The sequence below is a fragment of the Sphingopyxis sp. CCNWLW2 genome, assembly GCF_037095755.1.
GTDB lineage: Bacteria > Pseudomonadota > Alphaproteobacteria > Sphingomonadales > Sphingomonadaceae > Sphingopyxis.
Genome location: NZ_JBAWKJ010000001.1, coordinates 131,727 through 151,133, shown reverse-complemented (window position 1 = coordinate 151,133; position 19,407 = coordinate 131,727). Strand labels below are relative to the sequence as shown.

14 protein-coding genes are annotated in these 19,407 nt (G+C 64.6%); 8 read left to right on the top strand and 6 right to left on the bottom strand.

Features of this window, described 5'->3' with window-relative positions; all coding sequences use genetic code 11:
• Positions 1–80: 80 nt before the first annotated feature.
• Both V8J55_RS00620 and V8J55_RS00615 read right to left on the bottom strand, forming a co-directional pair.
• The gene (locus V8J55_RS00620) at positions 81–3,095 is read right to left on the bottom strand and encodes a TonB-dependent receptor domain-containing protein (protein ID WP_336443921.1); all 3,015 of its coding nucleotides are present in this window, start codon (positions 3,093–3,095) and stop codon (positions 81–83) included.
• Positions 3,096–3,526: 431 nt separating this feature from the next.
• Entirely contained in the window at positions 3,527–4,444 is a 918-nt protein-coding gene (locus V8J55_RS00615; protein WP_336443920.1) for a LysR family transcriptional regulator, read from the bottom strand.
• A gap of 101 nt (positions 4,445–4,545) precedes the next feature.
• Between V8J55_RS00615 and leuC the strand changes: the two genes are divergently transcribed.
• Genes leuC through V8J55_RS00600 form a run of 3 tightly spaced genes read left to right on the top strand, consistent with a single transcriptional unit; the run spans position 4,546 to position 7,489 of the window.
• Positions 4,546–5,982 (top strand): 3-isopropylmalate dehydratase large subunit, encoded by a 1,437-nt coding sequence (gene leuC, locus V8J55_RS00610; RefSeq protein WP_336443919.1) that lies wholly within the window; start codon positions 4,546–4,548, stop codon positions 5,980–5,982.
• The gene (leuD, locus tag V8J55_RS00605) at positions 5,982–6,596 is read left to right on the top strand and encodes a 3-isopropylmalate dehydratase small subunit (RefSeq protein WP_336443918.1); all 615 of its coding nucleotides are present in this window, start codon (positions 5,982–5,984) and stop codon (positions 6,594–6,596) included. Before leuC ends, leuD begins: the two co-directional genes overlap by 1 nt.
• Entirely contained in the window at positions 6,593–7,489 is an 897-nt protein-coding gene (locus tag V8J55_RS00600; protein ID WP_336443917.1) for an alpha/beta fold hydrolase, read from the top strand. The genes leuD and V8J55_RS00600 overlap by 4 nt, the downstream gene beginning before the upstream one ends.
• Positions 7,490–7,503: 14 nt before the next feature.
• Here the strand turns inward: V8J55_RS00600 and fahA are convergent, their stop codons facing one another.
• Both fahA and V8J55_RS00590 read right to left on the bottom strand, forming a co-directional pair.
• A complete protein-coding gene (gene fahA, locus V8J55_RS00595) occupies positions 7,504–8,805 on the bottom strand; it encodes a fumarylacetoacetase (protein ID WP_336443916.1) in 1,302 nt (433 codons plus the stop codon).
• Positions 8,802–10,031: an amino acid aminotransferase gene (locus V8J55_RS00590; protein WP_336443915.1), complete on the bottom strand. Its 1,230-nt coding sequence runs from the start codon at positions 10,029–10,031 to the stop codon at positions 8,802–8,804. The genes fahA and V8J55_RS00590 overlap by 4 nt, the downstream gene beginning before the upstream one ends.
• A gap of 94 nt (positions 10,032–10,125) precedes the next feature.
• Here V8J55_RS00590 and V8J55_RS00585 point away from each other — a divergent pair, with 94 nt between their 5' ends.
• Both V8J55_RS00585 and V8J55_RS00580 read left to right on the top strand, forming a co-directional pair.
• Positions 10,126–10,605, top strand: coding sequence for an Lrp/AsnC family transcriptional regulator (locus tag V8J55_RS00585; protein WP_336443914.1), 480 nt, complete (start codon positions 10,126–10,128; stop codon positions 10,603–10,605).
• A 451-nt stretch (positions 10,606–11,056) separates the two neighbouring features.
• The gene (locus tag V8J55_RS00580) at positions 11,057–11,749 is read left to right on the top strand and encodes a carboxylesterase family protein (RefSeq protein ID WP_336443913.1); all 693 of its coding nucleotides are present in this window, start codon (positions 11,057–11,059) and stop codon (positions 11,747–11,749) included.
• A 24-nt stretch (positions 11,750–11,773) separates the two neighbouring features.
• On the opposite strand, the gene V8J55_RS00575 is transcribed toward V8J55_RS00580, so the two are convergent.
• Positions 11,774–12,727, bottom strand: a complete 954-nt coding sequence (locus V8J55_RS00575; protein ID WP_336443912.1) for a winged helix-turn-helix transcriptional regulator — start codon at positions 12,725–12,727, stop codon at positions 11,774–11,776.
• A 105-nt stretch (positions 12,728–12,832) separates the two neighbouring features.
• Entirely contained in the window at positions 12,833–15,133 is a 2,301-nt protein-coding gene (locus V8J55_RS00570) for a TonB-dependent receptor (RefSeq protein WP_336443911.1), read from the bottom strand.
• A 119-nt stretch (positions 15,134–15,252) separates the two neighbouring features.
• Between V8J55_RS00570 and V8J55_RS00565 the strand changes: the two genes are divergently transcribed.
• The 3 genes from V8J55_RS00565 to V8J55_RS00555 are packed head-to-tail and all read left to right on the top strand — an operon-like array spanning position 15,253 to position 19,407.
• Positions 15,253–16,221 (top strand): NAD(P)H-dependent flavin oxidoreductase, encoded by a 969-nt coding sequence (locus V8J55_RS00565; protein WP_336443910.1) that lies wholly within the window; start codon positions 15,253–15,255, stop codon positions 16,219–16,221.
• On the top strand, positions 16,218–17,714 hold the full coding sequence (locus V8J55_RS00560) for a carotenoid oxygenase family protein (protein WP_336443909.1): 1,497 nt from the start codon (positions 16,218–16,220) through the stop codon (positions 17,712–17,714). Before V8J55_RS00565 ends, V8J55_RS00560 begins: the two co-directional genes overlap by 4 nt.
• A gap of 1 nt (position 17,715) precedes the next feature.
• Positions 17,716–19,407 (top strand): class I adenylate-forming enzyme family protein, encoded by a 1,692-nt coding sequence (locus V8J55_RS00555; RefSeq protein WP_336443908.1) that lies wholly within the window; start codon positions 17,716–17,718, stop codon positions 19,405–19,407.

Here is a 19,407-nt window from a genome sequence, read left to right as displayed (position 1 = left end):
CCAGGCTGGATTCATATCGCTGTACGGAGACAATATGAGGCCCGCGCACACGGCGCGAGCCCCACCTTGTCGGCCCGGATTCAGAAGTTCACTTCGAGTCCGAGGCGGATAACCGGTCCGAACTGATCGAAGCCGCCCCCCGACGGATCGATGACCTGAACCGATTCCATCACCGGCAGCTTCTCGTTGAGAAGATTCGTGACGCCAAATGAGAATTTGGCTTCATGCTTCCCGTTCATCGGCAGCGTATAGGATGCCGAAATATCGTTGTAGAAGCGCGAACCCGTCCGGTCGGGCGACAGCAGCTCGCGGCTGATCCCCGGCGAGATGTCGGTCAGCGCCTGGCTCGACTGATAACGGCCCTGCCAGCCGACCGTCAGGCCGTCGACCGAATAGTTGAGCCCGACGACGCCCTTATATTTGGGGTAGCCGTAAAAGCCTTCGAGCACGGTGTAGAGGTCCGGCCGCGCCTGGAAGGTGAAGGTCCGCAGGCGATGCAGATAGGTGAAGGCGAGGTTGGCCGAGATACGGCCGCCGCCCAGCGGGCGGGCATAAAATACCTGCGTGTCGAGACCCGAGGTCTGCAGCTTCGACGTGTTGACATAGGTGCTTCTACCGCCGGTGATGCTGAAGAAGTTCGCGCCGGGGGTCGTGTCGCGGGTGATCAGCGCACACAGGTCCGGATCGGGGCCGCCGGCGCGGTCGACGCAATTTTCGGCGATCGCTTGCGGGCTGAGGAAGCTGATCGCGTCCTCGATCTTGATGTCGAACCAGTCGGCCGAAATCTGGAGGCCCGGCAGGAAATTCGGCGTCAGGACGAAGCCGGCCGTCCAGCTGTCCGAAACTTCGGGGCGAAGATCCTGATTGCCCGACACGATGAAGGGAACGCCGATCCCGCCGCTGACGGGGATGAAGCCCGCCGGACGACCCAGCGCGGCGCAGTTGGCGGCACGATTGGGGTTTTGACCGAGGTTGTTTTGCGAACAGGGGTCGTTGACGTTGGTCGTCTGACCCTCGCTCGGCCGGAAGGCTTCGAAGATATTCGGCGCGCGAATGGCGCGGCTCAACGTCGCGCGCAGGCGGAACCCGTCGACCGGTTCCCAGATCGCACCGGCTTTCCACGAGGTCGCCTGTCCCGCGTGGCTATAATCGGCGTGGCGCACCGCGCCTTCGACCGACAGCAGCTTGGCAAAGGGCATGTCGGTCAAAATCGGCACGCTCAATTCGCCGAAGAGTTCGGTGACATGATAGCCGCCCTCATAATCCTGCGACGACGCCTGGTTGGTCACGCCGGCCTTGATCAGCGGGTCGGTGGTCCGGCCGTTGCGTTCCTTCCGATACTCCGCACCCAGCGCGATGCCGATCGACCCGCCGCCGGGCATGGTCAGGAACTTGCTCGAATCCCCGGAGAGCGAGAAGCCCGCCGTGGTCTGGCGAACGAAGGCGTTGGACACCGTTGTTGTGCTGACGAAGTCGCGTGCTTCCGCCGAGCTGGCGGTCGAACCGAACGGATTGAAGGGCACGCAGGGGCCGCTGCCGACGATAGCGGGCCGGACATAGCCGACGGGTTGAAGCGAAGGGACGTCCATGCGGCAGCGGATCTGGCCCGAACCGGGATCGACGACGGCGTCGAGAGCGGCGCGCAGATTGGGCAGGAGCATACGGTTGTAGCCGGTGAACTTCGCCTTGGTGCGGCCGTAGGTGCCATAGATGTCGTAGCGGAGATCGGAGAAGCCAGTCTCGAACTCGCCCTTCAGGCCGCCGACGAACGACAGGCTGTTGCGATCGACCTGGCTGAAGCGCAGCCCGACATCGGTGTAGAGGCGATCGAGAGCCAGCGTCGTCGCGCCGGCCGCAAGCAATTGCTGGCGGAAGGGTTCGTTGAGGAACGCATTCTGCGCGATGTTGATCGGCTGCGCCGCGCGGAGCACGGGCTGCCCGCGTCCATAGCTCGACGTGTTGTTATAGTCGGCGCCGAAATAGGCCCGCACAGTGTCGCTGAAGTCGAAATGAGTGCTGAGGTTGAGGTTGTAGCGTTCGATGTCGGGAACGATCGAAATCGAATCGTCGAAGCGGAAGCAGGCCGGTCCGCAATTGTCGAATTTCCCGAACAGGCTGCCGTCGGTGAAAAGCGGCGTCGGCGCACGGCGCGGGGTGCCGTCATCGTTGAAGACGAACGCACCGAGGCCGCCGGTGTCGCCGCGCAGACCCACGGCGCCATAACCCGAATATTGAAAGGCTTCGCCGCCGGGAACGATGATCAGATCGGGAATGCCGTCGTTCGGCCCGGTATCGGCCGGATTGATCATCGCGACATTGTTTCTCATGTCGGCCTGGCGCGGGGTGATTTCCTTCACCTTCGTATAGTCGGCTGCGACGGTGATGTTGCCGCGACCCTGGGCGAAATTCTTGCCCGCGACGATGCTTCCGCCGTAGGTGAAGCCTTCGGGGCCGCGCGCCGGCTGCGACCCGTTGAAGGACAGGCGCACGCCGTCGAAATCGTCCTTGGTGATGATGTTCACGACCCCCGAGACCGCGTCAGAGCCATAGATGGCCGACGCGCCGCCGGTTATGATTTCGACGCGTTCGATCAGATTGGGATTGATCGAATTGAGGTCGAGCGCCGCGCTGTCGGTGGCGCCGGCGACGCGGCGCTTGCCGTTGACGAGGACGAGCGTGCGGTTCGACCCGAGGCTGCGCAGATCGACGACGGCGAGGCCGCCGCTATTCTCGCCGCGCGAGCCCGAGGCGCCGCTCTGCTGGCTCTGCTGCATGCTGCCCGAAAAACCGATCGCGGGTTGCTGGGCAAGCGCGCGGCCGATATCGAACTGCGCGTTGTTCGCGCCCAGCGTTTCGGAACTCACCACGCCGACCGGGGTCGGCAAGTCGAGGACCGGGCGGCCGATGCGCGATCCGGTCACGACGATGTCGCTGGCGCCTTCCGTCGCCGCACCGTTGTCGGGCGCGGGTGCCGGTGCGTCCTGGGCATGTGCGGTGCCCGCCACGCCTGTCAGCCCCGCAAAAAGGGAAATCGCGAGAAGCGATGTCGAAATCTTGAACTTGTTGCTCTCCGCCGTTGCCGGTCCCTGGATCATTTTTTTTCTCCGCCCTGAACCCTGCCAAAGCCGTCCGTTCGTCGGTTAGTGCATGGGCCCATTCTGTCTATGGACATGCGGCCATCGATCCCAATGCCGGTTCGACATAGAATCATTCGTGCGGTGCGAGGGGCGTCTGCGCAGCTTTATTGCGCCGCCGGAGATTTAGGGTCCAGACCCGCTACTTACGGGTCCGAGGCGTCGAAATGGCGAAGATATCGGGTTCGGGTGGGTGCAGCGGGTAGCATCGCTACCCGCAAGGCCGCGCGGGCCCGATATCGAAGCCATTTCGACGTCCCTTCGGGATTTGACCGATTTTGCCCATGGCCGCGTCAGCAAGTCTTGGAATATTCCAATATGCCTGCGCCTTGCTTCCTCGCCCTGAGCAAAATCGCTTCAAACCTCGGACCCGTAAGTAGCGGGTCTGGACCCTAATTGGCCTCGGCCTTCAGCCGGTTTTTCAGCATCGTCCAGAAGGCCTCGACGCTCGGGCTGCGCCGCGCGATCGGTTTATAGATGCGGATCTCGATCGGGACGTGCCAGCGCGTATCGCCTGCGGCGACGAGGCGGCCGCTCTCGAGGTCGGCGGCGGCGACGCTGAGCGGCGCCCAGCACACGCCGCGCCCGTCGCGCGCCATCGACAGCAGCGCGGTCGCCATATGCGAACGGAACACGGTGCGCAGCGAGGCCGAGCCCGCCGAAATTACCTGCGCCGCCTGCAGGATGCGGCCCATGCCCGATTTTTCCTCGAACTCCAGATAGGGGAGCGGCTGGTCGCCGCTGCCCGGCAGGACGTGCGTCGGTGCCCCGTCGCCGAGCGGCGCGGTCACCGGCATCAGCACATCCTTGCCGAGTGCGAGTGACGTAAAGCCCGCCGGATCGAGGCGGTGCTGGGCCGCCGTGTGATGATGGCAGAGCAGGAAATCGGCCTTGCCCTCGAGCATGAAGCGTTCGCATGCGGCCATGTTGTCGGCGATGAGCGTGATCGTCCCCGCTTCCTGTCCGTCGTTGAGGCTGCGGAGCCAGGAGGGGAAGAAGGTCGTCGACAGCGCGTGCGTCGACGCGAAACGGATTTCATTGCTCAGCGTGCCGCCGATTTCGCGGACATGGTCGCGGCCCAAAGTCAGGCGCCGCATGATCTCTTCGGCGAGGACGCGGAACGCTTGTCCCGCTTCGGTCAGCGCGATCCGGTGCGTGTCGCGATCGACCAGCGTCGCGCCAACCCAGTCCTCGAGCGCACGGATGCGGCGGCTGAACGCCGGCTGGGTCAGGTTGCGCGCTTCGGCCGCGCGGGAAAAATTGCCTTCATCAGCGAGCTTGATGAAGTCCTCGAGCCACATGATATCCATTTGAATCCACTCGTCGCATCAATTGATACTGTCCCGGCATTGGCTTCGTCCGAACCGCTGACGGTAATCCCGGCCCGCGAAACCGCAGGAAGGGTAGAAGAATGTCGGCGCCAAAAACGCTTTATGACAAGATCGTCGACGAACACCGCATATTATCTTTCGACGAATCCGGCGCTGCTGGCGAACGATTATTGCTCTATATCGATAGAACGGTGCTCAATGAATATACAAGCCCCCAGGCGTTCAGTGGCCTCCGCGCCGCGGGACGGGCGCCCTGGCGCCCCGCGGCATCGCTGGGGGTCGTCGATCATGTCAATTCGACCAACCCCGACCGCGAGGCCGGCGAACTCGACGACGGCGCGCGGCGGCAGATCGAATATCTGGGCGAGAATGGCCGCGATTTCGGGATCGAAATCTTCGATCTCTTCGATCCAAGGCAGGGGATCGAGCATGTCGTGATGCCCGAGCTCGGTCTGGTGCTGCCGGGCATGGTCATCGCCGCGGGCGACAGCCATTCGACCACCTATGGCGCGTTCGGCGTGGTCGGCTTCGGCATCGGAACCTCGGATATCGAGCATCTGCTGGCGACGCAGACGCTCGTCTATCGCCGCCTTCGGACGATGCGCATCACGATCGACGGAACGCTCGCGCCCGGGGTGACCGCGAAGGACCTGATCATGGAGGTGATCCGCCGGATCGGGGCCGATGGCGCGGCGGGGCATGCCGTCGAATTCGCAGGCGCGGCGATCGGTGCGCTCGGGGTCGAGGCCCGCATGACGATCTGCAACATGGCGGTCGAATGCGGCGCGCGCGTCGCGCTGATGGCGCCCGACGACAAGGTCGTCGAATATATCGCGGGATGCCCGCGCGCGCCGTCGGCTGGACTGCTCACCCAGGCGCGCGCCGAATGGCAGGCGCTGCGCAGCGACCCCGGCGCGCGGTTCGACAAGGAGATCGCACTCGATGCCGGCGACATTCCGCCGATGGTGAGTTGGGGCACCAGTCCCGACCAATCGCTCGCGATCACCGGCATCGTCCCCGATCCCGATGACCTTCCCGCCGGGCGCCGCGCCGATGCGGTCCGCGCGATGGCCTATATGGGCCTCGCGCCCAATATGCGGCTGCAGGATATCGCGATCGACCGCGCCTTCATCGGTTCGTGCACCAATGCGCGTCTGACCGATCTGCGCGATGCGGCACGGATACTGAAGGGACGCAAGGTCGCACCGGGCGTTCGGGCGATGATTTCGCCGGGCAGCAGCGGCGTCCGCCGCGCCGCCGAAGAAGAGGGGATCGACCGCATCTTTATCGAAGCCGGGTTCGAGTGGCGCCGCTCGGGCTGCTCGCTCTGCCTCGCGATGAACGATGACAGCCTCGCGCCGGGCGAACGCTGTGCGTCGAGTACCAACCGCAATTTCGAGGGCAGGCAGGGGATCGGCGGCCGCACGCACCTGATGAGTCCGGCGATGGTCGCGGCCGCCGCGGTCACCGGAAGGCTCGCCGATGTGCGAGACCTCGCGGCGGAGGAGCTTGACTGATGGAGCGTTTCATTCGCCTGTCGGGCCGCGCCGCGGCGATGCCCGCCGCCAATATCGACACCGACGTCATCATGCCCAAGGCATTCCTGAAAGGGATCGATCGTTCGGGGCTCGCCCGGGGCCTCTTCCACGATCTGCGCTTCGATGAAAGCGGTGCGGTGCGGGACGATTTCATCCTCAACCGCGCGGACATGGCGGAGACGCGCTTCCTGCTCGTCGGGCCGAATTTCGGTTGCGGTTCGTCGCGCGAACATGCGGTGTGGGGGATGCTGCAATATGGCATCCGCGGCATCATCGGCTCCTCCTATGGCGCGATCTTTGCGGACAATGCCGCGAACAACGGCCTCCTGCTGCTGTCGCTGCCGCTCGAACAGGTCGCGGCGCTGATGGCGGAGCTGGGCGACGGGGCAGGGGACATGACGGTCGACCTTGATGCGCAGCGCATCGCGATCGGCTCTTATGCCGCAGCCTTCGACATCGATCCCGCCACGCGGCGCGCGCTGATGTTAGGGCTCGACCGGATCGGTGAGACGCTGACCCACGCCGACCGCATCCGCGCGTTCGAGAAAGCCTATCTCGGCCGCAAGCCCTGGCTTATGGGTGCCGAGCGATGAGCAATAGTCCCGAATATCCCGAACTCATGCCGGGGTTCCGTTGGCAGGACCTCGATGCGGACGGCGTGCGCATCCGTGCCGCGATTGGCGGGTCGGGACCGCCGCTGCTGCTGCTTCACGGCCACCCGCAGACGCATCTGACCTGGCACAAGGTCGTGCCCGCGCTTGCGAAACGCTTCACCGTCGTCGCGACCGACCTGCGCGGTTATGGCGACAGCGAAAAACTGCCGGGCGATCCCGCGCACGCCAATTATTCCAAACGCGCGATGGCGGCCGATCAGGTCGCGGTAATGGCCGCGTTGGGCTTCGACCGTTTCGATGTCGTCGCGCATGATCGCGGCGCGCGCGTCGCACACCGCATGGCGCTCGACCACCCGGACCGCGTCGCGCGGCTCGTGCTGCTCGACATCGCGCCGACCGCGACGATGTATGCGCAGACGAACCGCGAGTTTGCGACGCGTTATTTCTGGTGGTTCTTCCTGATCCAGCCGTTCGACCTGCCCGAACGGATGATCGCGGCCGACCCCGATCATTTTCTCGACCGCCATCTCGCCGGCCAGATCAAGGTTGAAGGCTCGCTCGATCCGCGCGTCGTCGCCGAATATCGCCGCTGCTACCGCGACCCAGCAACGCGCCACGCGATCTGCGAGGATTATCGCGCCGCGGCGAGCATCGATCTCGACCATGATGCCGCCGATGATCATCGGCGGATCGAGGCGCCATTGCTGCTGCTTTGGGGCGAATATGGCACGGTGGGCACGCTCTTCGACGTCTTGGAAAGCTGGCGTTCGAAGGCCCGCGATGTGCGCGGGCGCGCGCTGCCGTGCGGGCATAGTCCGCAAGAAGAAACGCCCGAATTATTGCTCGCCGAACTGGGCGTGTTTCTGACCTGAGCCCGGTACGGCGCTTAGCGCGCGGGAAGGATGACCGCGCGGCATTCGCCAAAGCCGATCGGAACGAAACCCTCCGCCTGCGCGCTCGCGCACATGATGATCTCGTCACCATCCTCGAGGAAGCCGCGCTGTTCGTCATCGGGCAGTTGGATAGGCTCCGACCCGCCGGTCGTCAGTTCGAGCAGGCTGCCGAACCCCTCGCGGCCGGGGGCCGATATCGTCCCTGTGCCGAGCAGGTCGCCGGGGTTCAGGTTGCAGCCGTTCGACGCGTGATGCGCGACGATCTGCGCGATCGTCCAGTACATGCTCGTCGCCGGGCCGCGGCTGAGGCGAAAGGGCTCGGCGCCCTCCGCACGCATGCCGGCGGTGAGGAGAAAGACCTCGAGCGTGACGCCGAGCGCGCCATGCGCCTGATCGTCGGCATCCCACAGATAGGGTAGCGGCGCGGGATCGCCCTCGGGGCGCGGCGGCTGCGCGATACGAAAGGGTGCAAGCGCCTCGGTCGTGATGACCCAGGGCGCGATGGTCGAATGGAAATTCTTGGCGAGGAAGGGACCGAGCGGTTGATATTCCCATGCCTGGAAATCGCGCGCCGACCAGTCGTTGAACAGCGACAACCCGGCGATATGGCGCGCCGCGTCGCCGATCGGGATCGGTGCGCCCAGCGCATTGCCTTGGCCGATCCACACCCCGAGTTCGAGTTCATAGTCGAGCCGCTGCGTCGGTTCGAAAATCGGGGCGTCGGCCTCGGGAGGTTTGCGCTGTCCGCGCGGGCGGACGACGGGCTCGCCCGAGGGCCGTACCGACGAAGCGCGCCCGTGATAGCCGATCGGCACATATTTATAATTGGGGAGTAGCGGATTGTCGGGCCGGAACTGCCGCCCGACATTGTTCGCGTGATGGATGCCGACATAAAAGTCGGTGTAGTCGCCGATCCGTGCGGGAAGGTGCATCGCGCAGCTTGCCGCCTCATGCAGCATCGGCGCCAGCTCGGCCGCACGCATCGGATCCGACAGCATCGCGCTCAGCCGTTCGCGCAGCGCGCGGCGATCGGCCGGCGCGAGCGCCATTAGCGCGTTGAGCGTGTCGCCGTCGCAGGCCAAAGTGGCGCGCGTTGGGAGCAAACCGGCCGCCGCGGCGGCGCGAAGGTCCAGTATCGCGTCGCCGATCGCGACGCCGGGGCGCGGGTCGCCGTCCGCGGGCGCAAAAATCCCGTAGGGCAGGTTCTGGACCGGAAAGTCGCGGTGGCCGTTCGCCGATTCGACCCAGCTCGTCCGCGCCGGATCGTGCGTCGCGTCGATGTGCGGGCGGGTCACGCGTGGCCGTTCAGGGCTTCGAGGTGCGGCCGGAGCGCCTGCGCAAAAACCGGCACGGTGTCGGCGCGCAGGCCCGCGATATTGATGCGGCCGTTCCCCGCCATGTAGATGCCATGCTCTTCGCGCAGCGCCGCGACGGCTTCGGGCGTTAGCGGCAGCATCGCGAACATGCCGCGCTGGTCCGCAATCGCCGACAGGCGCGGATGCGTTGCGGCGAGCGCCGCGCGCAAGCCGTTCAGGCGCGCGCGCATCGTGTCGAGCTCGTCCCGCCAGTCGGCGCGCAGCGCGTCATCCTCAAGGATCGTCCGGACGATCGCCGCGCCATGATCGGGCGGCATCGACCAGAGGCTGCGCGCGAGCGAGAGCATATTGGTGCGGACGCGCTCGGCGATCGCGCCGTTCGCCGACAGCGCCCACAGCGCGCCGACGCGTTCGCGATAGAGGCCGAAATTCTTGTCGCAGCTATAGGCAAGGAGCGCGGTCGGCAGCGCAGCGAAGATCATCCGCGTCGCCGCCGCATCCTCCGCCAGCCCGTCGCCCAGCCCCTGATAGGCGAGGTCGACGAAGGGAATCAGTCCGCGCGCCGCGCACAGATCGGCAACCGCCTGCCACTGTTCCGGGGTGAACGCGCTTCCGGTCGGGTTGTGGCAACAGCCATGGAGCAACAGGATGTCACCTGCGCGTGCCGCGGCAAGGTCGTCCAGCATCGCGTCGAAATCGATATGGCCCGATGCCGCGTCTTGGAAACGGTGGCTCCGCGTCGCCAGTCCCGCTTCGGCAAAGATGGGCGCGTGGTTGGGCCATGTGGGGGTGCCGATCCAGACCTGTGCTTCGCGGTTGGCGCGCGCGAGAAGCTCGGCGCCAAGGCGAAGCGCGCCGGTGCCGCCGGGCGTCTGCACGCCGTTCAATCGTTCGCCCGCCGTCCGGTCGCCGAACACGATTTCGGCGAGCAGCGCGGTATAGGCGGCGTCGCCTTCGGCCCCGAGATAGGATTTGGTCACCTGCGTCTCGAGCAACACCGCCTCGGCCCCCTTCACTGCGCGCATCACGGGTGTGTCCCCCGCATCGTCGCGAAACACGCCGACGCCGAGGTCGATTTTCTGCGGCCGATCATCCGCCCGGTACAGCGCGATGAGGCTCAACAAGGCGTCGGCGGGCTGCGCAACCAGCGTATCGAATGGCAGGCTGGTCGAGACGGAGCGGGCGGGCAGGGTATCGAGTATCATGCGCGAGATATCGCAACAAACCGACGAAAAATCTTCTCGAAATGGACGAAATAGCGTGTTTGAAAGTAAATCTGTTTCATATAATGGCTATATGATGAAAGAAATTTTCAAACTCGACGCGCTCGACCGTCGCATCCTCGGCGAATTGCAGCGCGATGGCGCGCAGAGCAACGGCGACCTTGCCGAGCGGGTGGGCAGCACGGGCCCGTCGTGCTGGCGCCGCGTCAGGGCGCTCGAGGCCGCGGGCGTGCTGGTGAAGAATGTGTGGCTCGTGGACTCGGCACGGGTCGGACAGAGCGTCAACGTCCTCTGCAATATCCGGCTCAAGAGTCACTCGGCCGAGCATACCGCTATGTTCGAAAATTTTGTCCGGGACCAGGACCGCATCATGGAATGCCTGTCGATGTCGGGCGAGTGGGATTATCAGGTGCGCGTCGTCGCAACCGATGTCGCCGACTATGAAGCGTTTCTGATGCAAAAGCTGCTCAGGAACGAAGCGGTCGCCGGGGCTGCATCGCACTTCGCACTGAGGGCGGTCAAATATCAGACAGCTGTTCCGCTTCCGGGCGAATGATTGCCTGTCCATGCCTAACCGGACTCGGGAAATGTCATTTCTATGGGCTCCGACGGAAAGGCGGACAGGCGGCCGCCGGCCAAATTCCGCCAGCTAGGACAAAACACCGTCAAGCAATTTCAAGCTGAATGGCTCAAGATAATATTCAATTTTCAAATTCTTATAGCGGAAAAAATGCCTCCAGCTGGTGGGGTGGCAGTTGCAGTTGCCAAGCGATCAGCCTTGAATAAAAAGGGCCACGGTGCTGAACCTGCTGGGCTTGCCATCGGTCCGCGACTGTTTCACGGCGCCATCATCATGTCGGGTGGCGGGCGGACCGCCAGCCTGCAACGCGATGCGACGCGCGACCTGTCGGGCGCCCCGTCGGCCGAAGCGATCGGCCTGAATTTCGCGAAACGCGTCGGCATCGACGGCACCGACGCGGCTGCGCGCGTTGCCCGCGGATCAAATCGTGTCGGGCCTCAATCTCGCGAGCCTCTTCGCGCCGCCCTCCGGCGCCCCGACCTGGTCGGGACCGTTCACCGATGGGCGGAGGCAGACGGCAAGCGTCGAGGCGATGTTCGACCGCGGCTTTCAGGCGAAGGTGCCTGTGATGATCGGCGCAACGAGCGCCGATATCGGCTTCGTGGCCGCAAAGTCGAAAGAGGAGATATTCGCGGGCTTCGGCGCGAATGCCGCGAAGGCGAGAGCGATATCTAATCCTGCGGGCGACGGCAGCTTTTTCGACGTGGCGCTCAAGGTTGGCGGCGACAGGTTCATGATCGAGCCGGCGCGCTATGTCGCCGGACGCGCCGCCGAGGCCGCGCAGCCCGCCTATTGCTATCGCTTTTCCTATGTCGCCGAGCCGGTGCGCGCGGGGTCGAAGGGTGTGGCGCACGCGAGCGAGATCCCCTATTTTCCGGATGCGGTCGCGACCAAATATGGCCCGGCGACGACCGCCTGGGACAGGGCGATCGCCCGGACCATCAGCGCTTATGTCGTCAACTTCGTGAAAACCGGTGATCCGAATGGGCCTGGCCTCGCCGCCTGGCCCCGCTTTCGTGGCGGCGAGGTTATGGACTTCGCCCCCGATGGCGCGGCGCGGTCTGGAAACGATCCATGCTCGGACAGGCTCGATCTTGTCGGTCCCGATGGACCCGGCTGACAAATGATGAGGCCTGTCCCTGGCTTAACATTCTCCGCTTGCGCGATGCCCGGTCGCCTGAATTTCGAATGAGCTGTTGCCCAGGGCAAGCTCGTCGCCGCAATGGCTGCACGCAACGACCATCTTGAGATCATTGCCGCAGGGGGTGTGGGTTAAAAGGACCGGCGGCCCGCGCTCGTCGGAAAACCAGCGGTCGCCCCATTGCAGGAGCGCGAGGATCACGGGGTAGAGGTCGCGGCCCTTCTCGGTGAGGCGGTAGTCAAAGCGGTCCGCATGCGCCGAATAGGGCACGGCGTACAAAATGCCCTGTTTGACGAGGCGATCCAGGCGGCCGGTCAGGATGTTTGTGGCCATCAGCGTATCGCGCTGAATCTCGTCGAAACGGTTGATGCGGGTGAACATCGCGCGGACGACCAGGGTTGCCCAGCGGTCGCCGAACAATTCGATCATCGTGTCGACCAGCGGGCGTCCTCCGGGCCGGCGGCCGCCGACATCCCCGCAGAAGCGGCGGCGTTCATAGGCGGGGGTGACCTGGACCAGGCCCGGCCCCTCGCGCCACGCGACGTCGCGTGGGTCGATTTCGGCGCGGCAGCAATTGCAGACCGGGACCGGTTCGGTCGCGCTGCCACAGGTGGCGTGGTAGAGCCGGACCTGGAAATCGCGGCTCGCCGCTTCCCATTTGTGCTGCCAGCGCAGCATCATCAGCGCGTTGGGAAACTGGTCGCGCCCCTTTGGGGTGAGCATATAGTGGAAACCGCGTCCGCCCTTTTTGGGCCGTTTGGACAGGCAATCTTCCTCGACCAGTTTTTTGAGGCGGCCGTTGACCACCGAGCGGGCAAGCCCCGTGCGCGCGACGAATTCGTCAAAGCCATGCACACCCAGAAACGCCTGTTCCATGATAAGCAGGACGGGAACGTCGCCGACCACCTCCAGCGCGCGCCAGATCGAACAGGCCCTGATCGTGCGGTCGTGTTTCAAGCCAAAGCCATCCCTTGCGTCGCCATGCCCCTAAACCAGGACGGGTGCATCGACAAGGCGCGCGCCGGGAGGGGGAGGGCGGAGCCTCCGCCCTCCCGCCCGCCATCAAAAGCGCCCGGTCAGCTGCACCGCGATCGTGCGCGGACGGTCGACGATGCCGTTATAGGCGTTGCCCGCGCCGCGCGTGATCGTCGTCGCCAGCGGCATCGCGCTTCCGGTCTGCAGGATGCGCTGGTTGGTGAGGTTGCGCCCGATCAGCGCCACCTCCCAGCGATCGTCGACCTGCGCCAGCCCGAGCCGCGCGCCGAGCTTCACATATCCATCCTGATGCGTGCGCGGATCGAGGTTCGCCGCGGCGATATAGGAGGAGGAGAAGTCGGCGTTGACGTTGAACGCGACCTTCAAATCGCTCGTCACCGGCGTCGTATAGTCGAGATTGAGGTTGCCCGACCATTTGGGGCTGAGCGCGTTGCGCTTCCCCGAATAGTCGCAGAAGCCGTTCGGCCCCGGCACCTGCAAATAGAAGCACTGGCCGTCGGTGAAGTTGGTGAATTTGAAGTCGAGATAGGCGACCGCGCCGCTGATCGTCAGCCCGTCGGCGATCGCAGCGCGAAAATCGGCCTCGACCCCCTGTGTCGTCGCGGCGGCAGCGTTGCGGACGTTGAAATTGAGCGTGCCGTCGAAGATGTTGACCTGCAGATCCTTGTACTTGGTGCGATAGAGCGACAGGTTGAACGCGACATTGCGCCCCTTGTATTTCAGCCCCGCCTCGAAATTGTCGGCGCTTTCATCCTCGAACATGAACGCGCCGGGCTTCGCTACCGTGGTCGATCCCGGCAACGAGTTCGAACGGATGTCGAAGCCGCCCGCCTTGGTGCCGCGGGCAAAGGACGCATAGAGCATCAAATCGTCGGTGGCGTCATACTGGACGTTGACCATCGGGTTGAAGCTGTCCTCGCTCAATTTGCCAGAGACGCTGTGCGCCTCGATATTGAGCGCGCGGAACACCGCGGTGACGACCGGCAATGGCGCGGTGCTGAGCGGTCCCTTGACGATCGCGAGCGTGCGGCGCCCGCTCTTCTTCTCATGGTTGAAGCGCGCGCCGGCGGCGATGCGAAGCTGGTCGGTCACCGACAATTCGCCCTGCGCAAAGGCAGAGATCAGGTCCGATTTCTGGGTATAGTCGCGGTCGTTGCGCGTGTCGCCGAGCGCGCTGAACGGCGCGCCGAGCGCGAGGAAGGTCGGGTTGAACCGCGTGAAGTCCTGCACGTCGAGCTTGGCATGCTGGTAATAGACGCCGCCGATATAGTTGAACGTTTCGCCGCCGGGTGAGGCGAGGCGGAGTTCCTGCGAATATTGGCGATAATCCTCGCGCAGGTTCGTGCCGTCGAGGAAGCTGATCCCCGAAAAATCGACGTCGACGATTTCGCGCGTCTTGTAGTCGAGCAGCGACGAGACCGAGGTCAGCGTGTGTTCGCCGACTTCGAGGTCGGCGTTCAGGGTCGCGCCGAACACCTTGTTGCGGCTTTCATAGCCATTGTCCTCGCGGACATAATCGGGGTTCGTGCTGACAAAGAAAGGCCCCTGGAACACGGTGTTATAGTTGCCGACCGCGCCGAACACGTCGCGCGGCTGCCCCTTCGCCTCGAAATCGGCATATTCGAGCTTGAGCTCGGCGGCGAACGGCCCGCCCTTGTCGAACTCGATCTTGCCGCGGACATATTTCTCGTCGACGCTCGGCTCGTCGCGGTCGAGTTTCTGGTTATAGAAATAGCCGTCCATCGTCCGGTAATAACCGACGACGCGCGCTTCGACGCCGTCGCTCAGCGGGCCCGACAGCACGCCGTTGAGCTGGAATTCCTTGTGATTGAATTCATAGAGGCCGGTCACCGAGCCCTCGAATTCGTCGGTCGGGCTGCGCGTCGTGATGTTCACCGCGCCGGCGATCGCATTCTTGCCGAACAGGGTCGGCTGCGGCCCGCGCAGCACCTCGACGCGCTCCATGTCGATCAACGGCAGGCGCGAGAGCTGGTCACGGCCGTAATAGACGCCGTCGACGAACATCGCGACCGACTGTTCGAACCCCTTGTTGTCGCCCGAGGCGATGCCGCGGATCGCGATGCGGTTGGCGATCGCGGTCTGGGTGATCTTGAGGTTCGGGACCGACGAGCTGATCTGTTCAAGGTTGGTCTGGCCATAGCTTTCGACCTGCTTTCCGCTGACCGCCGAGATCGAGATCGGCACGTCGGAAAGTCCCTCGGCGCGCTTTTGCGCGGTGACGATGATTTCCTCGAGCCCGCCCTGATCCTCGGTGGATTCGGGGGCAGGCGCTGTGTCCTGAGCGAAAGCGATGCCAGGGCTGGCGAGTGCCGATGCGGTAAGCAGCGCGACAAAATAGCTCTTCATAGGGTCCTCCCACGCACCATCGTCTTGGCGACCACCGCCGCGATGTTTTTCTTGCCTTGCGACTCATAAGGGCTTTAAGTATCACTATGCAAGTCAGATAATTTGAGAGAGGATTGACCTTGCCGGGACACGGCCTTCCACCAGCGCTAACGCGCAATTTGCGCCTGCCCGCGATCGCGGCGCCGATGTTCCTCGTGTCGGGACCCGAGATGGTGATCGCATCATCGCGGGCCGGCGTGATCGGCAGCTTCCCTGCGCCCAATGCGCGCACCTCCGCCGATCTGGAGGATTGGGTGAGCCGGATCGATGCGGCGCTGTCGAACGATCCCGAGGCGGCGCCGTGGGCGGTCAACCTGGTCGTCCATCCGTCGAACAGCCGCCTTCCCGACGATCTCGCCTGCGTCGTGCGGCACAAGGTGCCGCTCGTCATCACCGCGCTGGGCAGCCCGGCGCGGGTGGTCGAGGAAATCCATTCATACGGCGGGCTCGTCTTCGCCGACGTCAATTCGGTCGGTTTTGCGCGCAAGGCGGCTGCGGCCGGGGTCGACGGGCTTGTGCTCGTCGCCGCGGGCGCGGGCGGGCACACCGGCGCGACCGCCGGCTTCGCCTTCGTCGAGGAGGTTCGGCAATTCTGGGGCGGGCCGCTCGTGCTGGGCGGAGCGATTTCGACGGGGCATGCCGTCCGTGCTGCCGAAATATTGGGCGCCGATTTCGCCTATCTCGGCACCTCGCTGATCGCCTGCGCCGAGAGCACGGCGGTGCGGGGATATAAGGATATGGTCGTCGCGGCCGGCGCCGAGGACATCGTGCCGTCGAAGGGGATCACCGGGGTCACCGCCAACTGGCTGAAATCGAGCCTGATCGCCGCGGGATACGACCCCGCGAACATGCCCGAGGACAAGCGCCCCAACTTCTCCGACGCGCAGGACGACGCCAAGGCGTGGAAGAATGTCTGGTCCGCCGGGCAAGGGGTCGGCGCGGTGCGCGGCGTCGAGCCGGTCGCGGCTATCGTCGATCGCCTTGTGAAAGAATATGATGCGGCCGCCGCAAGGCCGCGCTTTGCCCCCGCCGAAGGAGTCATCGCATGACCGCAGAGCTTGTCGAGACGATCGCATCGACGATCCAGCCGAACGACCATCCCTATATGAAGGGCGCGTGGCGCCCGACGTTCAACGAATGGAACGCAATCTTCGCCAATGGCGATGCCGAGGTGATCGGAACGATCCCGACCGACATCGACGGCGTGTACGTCCGCACGGGCGAGAACCAGATCCACGAGCCGATTGGCCGCTATCACCCCTTCGACGGCGACGGGTTCATCCACGCCATCTCGTTCAAGGACGGCCGCGCGAGCTATCGCAGCCGTTTCGTGCGCACCAAGGGCTTCGAGGCGGAAAAGGAAGCCGGCCGCTCGCTGTGGGCGGGGCTGATGGAGCCGCCGCACAAGTCGACGCGCCATGGCTGGGGCGCGCAGGAGTGGCTGAAGGATTCAAGCTCGACCGATGTCGCGATCCATGCCGGCAAGATCATCTCGACCTTCTACCAGTGCGGCGAAGCCTATCGGCTCGACCCGTTCACGCTCGAACAGTTCGGCACCGAAAGCTGGGTGCCGCTCGACGGGATTTCGGCGCATTGCAAGGTCGACCTCGCGACCGGCGAGCTGATGTTCTTCAATTACTCAAAGCACGCGCCCTACATGCATTATGGCGTCGTCGGGGCGGACAACAGGCTAAAGCATTATATCCCGATCCCGCTCGCCGGGCCGCGCCTGCCGCACGACATGGCGTTCACCAAAAACTACACGATCCTCAACGATATGCCGCTCTACTGGAACGCGGAACTGCTCGAACGGAACCTCCACGTCGTCCAGTTCCACCCCGACGAAAAGACGCGTTTCGCGATCATCCCGCGGCACGGGCAGCCTGAAGACATTCGCTGGTTTACGGCCGAGCCGACCTACACGCTCCACTGGCTGAACGCGTGGGAGGAAGGCGACGAGATCATCCTCGACGGCTATTATCAGGAAGAGCCGATGCCGAAGTCCTATCCCAATGCTCCCGAGGGCCTTGAGCGGATGATGGCCTATCTCGACCAGGGGCTGCTCAAGCCTCGACTCCATCGCTGGCGCTTCAATCTCAAGACCGGCGAGACGGTGGAAGAACGGCTCGACGACCGCGATCTCGAATTCGGCATGTTCAACCATCGCTATGCGGGCAAGCCCTATCGCTACGCCTATAGCGCGATCCCCGAGCCCGGCTGGTTCCTGTTCCGCGGGCTGGTGAAGCATGACCTCAATGCCCGCACGAGCGAATCCTATGAATTCGGCCCCGGCCGCTTCGGCAGCGAGGCGCCCTTCGCGCCGCGCATCGATGCGAAGGATGAGGATGACGGCTACCTCGTTTCGTTCATAGCCGACCTCGAAACCGACAAATCCGAATGCGTGCTGATCGACGCCAAGAATGTCGCGGCGGGGCCGGTGTGCCGGATCATCCTGCCCGAGCGCATCTGCTCGGGAACGCACACGGTGTGGGCGAGCGGCGATGACATCGGGATGGTCGAAAACAGCGTGCTGGCCGCCTGACATGATCGCTGCGGGAGAGGATAAGCGGCGACGGCACCGGGAAAGCGGCTGGTGGGGCGACAAGACCTTCGCCGACCTGTTTTTCGCCAATGCGGTGGCGCACCCCGACCGGCTGGCGCTGGTCGACGCGCCCAATCGTTCGGACTTCGCTTTCGGCGAACCGCAGCGGCTGACCTATGCCGAACTCGAGGCCGAAATCGACCGGCTGGCTGGCGCTCTGGTCGTTGCAGGGATCGGCAAGGACGACGTGCTGCTCGTCCAATTGCCCAACATCAGCGAGTTCGTTGCGCTCTATTTCGCCGCCGCGCAGATCGGCACGATCGTCAGCCCGGCGGCGGTGCAGTATCGCAGCCACGAGCTGAAAGCCATGATCGGCGTCGTCGAGCCCAAGGCGTTCGTTTGCGCCACGCAGGTCAAGGGCTGCGACCATGTCGGCGTCGCGGCACCGCTACTCGACGGCATCCGGCTGATGACTTTCGGCCCGAACCCGCCGGTGAATGCGCTCGACCTCTCGGTCGCCAGGGGAGACGAAGCGAGCCTCGCGGCGCATGTCGCGGCGAACCCGGTCGACGCCGACGACATCTTCACCATCTGCTGGACCTCGGGCACCACCGGCATCCCCAAGGGCGTGCCGCGCAGTCACAATCACTGGATCGCGGTCGCGGGGGCGGGCTATGAGGCGATGAAGGTCGGGCCGGGCGACGTGCTGCTCAACCCCTTCCCGCTGATCAATATGGCGAGCATCGGTGGCATCACCATGTGCTGGCTGACGAGCGCGGGGACGATGGTGCTCCATCATCCCTTCGACCCCGGCGTCTACCTCAAGCAGATCGCGACCGAGCGGCCGAGCCTGACGATCGCGCCGCCCGCGGTGCTCAACATGCTGCTGCAGAACGAGGCGTTGCTTGCGTCGGTCGACTTGTCGAGCCTGCGCGTCATCGCCTCGGGCTCGGCGCCGCTCGCGCCCGCGATGGTGCGTGGTTTCCAGGAAAAGCTCGGCATTATCATCGTCAACGTCTTCGGGTCGAACGAGGGGATGAGCTTCATCACCGGCGAGGGCGAGATGCCCGATCCCGACAAGCGCGCGAGCCTGTTCCCGCGCCGCGGCACCTATCAGCGCCCCTATGGCGAGGGGCGTGCGCATAATATCGAAAGCCGCCTTGTCCCGCCGGGCGGCGGCGACCCGATCGAGGAAGATGGCGTGTCGGGCGAATTGCAGATTCGCGGGCCGACCTTGTTCGAGGGCTATCACAACGCCCCCGAGCGCACCGCCGAAGCCTTCACCGACGACGGCTGGTTCCGCACCGGCGACCTGTTCGAGATCGCCGAGGGCGGCGATTTCTATCGCTTCGTCGGGCGCTGCAAGGATCTGATCATCCGCGGCGGGGTCAATATCTCGCCCGAGGAGATCGACCAGTTGCTCGGCGGCCATCCGTTGCTCGCCGAAGCCTGCACCTTCTCGCTACCCGATCCGACTATGGGCGAGCGCATCGGTCTTGCTTACGTCCCGCGCGGTGAAGGCGAGGTCGGCCTTCCGCAAGTCACCGACTATCTCCGCGACAAGGATCTCGCGGTGTTCAAACTGCCCGAACGCCTGTTCCGCTTCGACGCGCTGCCGCGCAACGTCACCAACAAGGTAATGCGCAGCGAAGTGCGCGAAATGGCGCTTGCCACTCTCGAAAAGGAAGCCTGA

Coding starts and splice junctions, on each gene's coding strand:
- V8J55_RS00590 (WP_336443915.1), bottom strand. CDS start 10,031: ATGATACTCGATACCCTGCCCGCCCGCTCCGTCTCGACCAGCCTGCCA.
- V8J55_RS00615 (WP_336443920.1), bottom strand. CDS start 4,444: ATGGATATCATGTGGCTCGAGGACTTCATCAAGCTCGCTGATGAAGGC.
- V8J55_RS00570 (WP_336443911.1), bottom strand. CDS start 15,133: ATGAAGAGCTATTTTGTCGCGCTGCTTACCGCATCGGCACTCGCCAGC.
- leuD (WP_336443918.1), top strand. CDS start 5,982: ATGGAGCGTTTCATTCGCCTGTCGGGCCGCGCCGCGGCGATGCCCGCC.
- leuC (WP_336443919.1), top strand. CDS start 4,546: ATGTCGGCGCCAAAAACGCTTTATGACAAGATCGTCGACGAACACCGC.
- V8J55_RS00585 (WP_336443914.1), top strand. CDS start 10,126: ATGAAAGAAATTTTCAAACTCGACGCGCTCGACCGTCGCATCCTCGGC.
- V8J55_RS00560 (WP_336443909.1), top strand. CDS start 16,218: ATGACCGCAGAGCTTGTCGAGACGATCGCATCGACGATCCAGCCGAAC.
- V8J55_RS00555 (WP_336443908.1), top strand. CDS start 17,716: ATGATCGCTGCGGGAGAGGATAAGCGGCGACGGCACCGGGAAAGCGGC.
- V8J55_RS00600 (WP_336443917.1), top strand. CDS start 6,593: ATGAGCAATAGTCCCGAATATCCCGAACTCATGCCGGGGTTCCGTTGG.
- V8J55_RS00620 (WP_336443921.1), bottom strand. CDS start 3,095: ATGATCCAGGGACCGGCAACGGCGGAGAGCAACAAGTTCAAGATTTCG.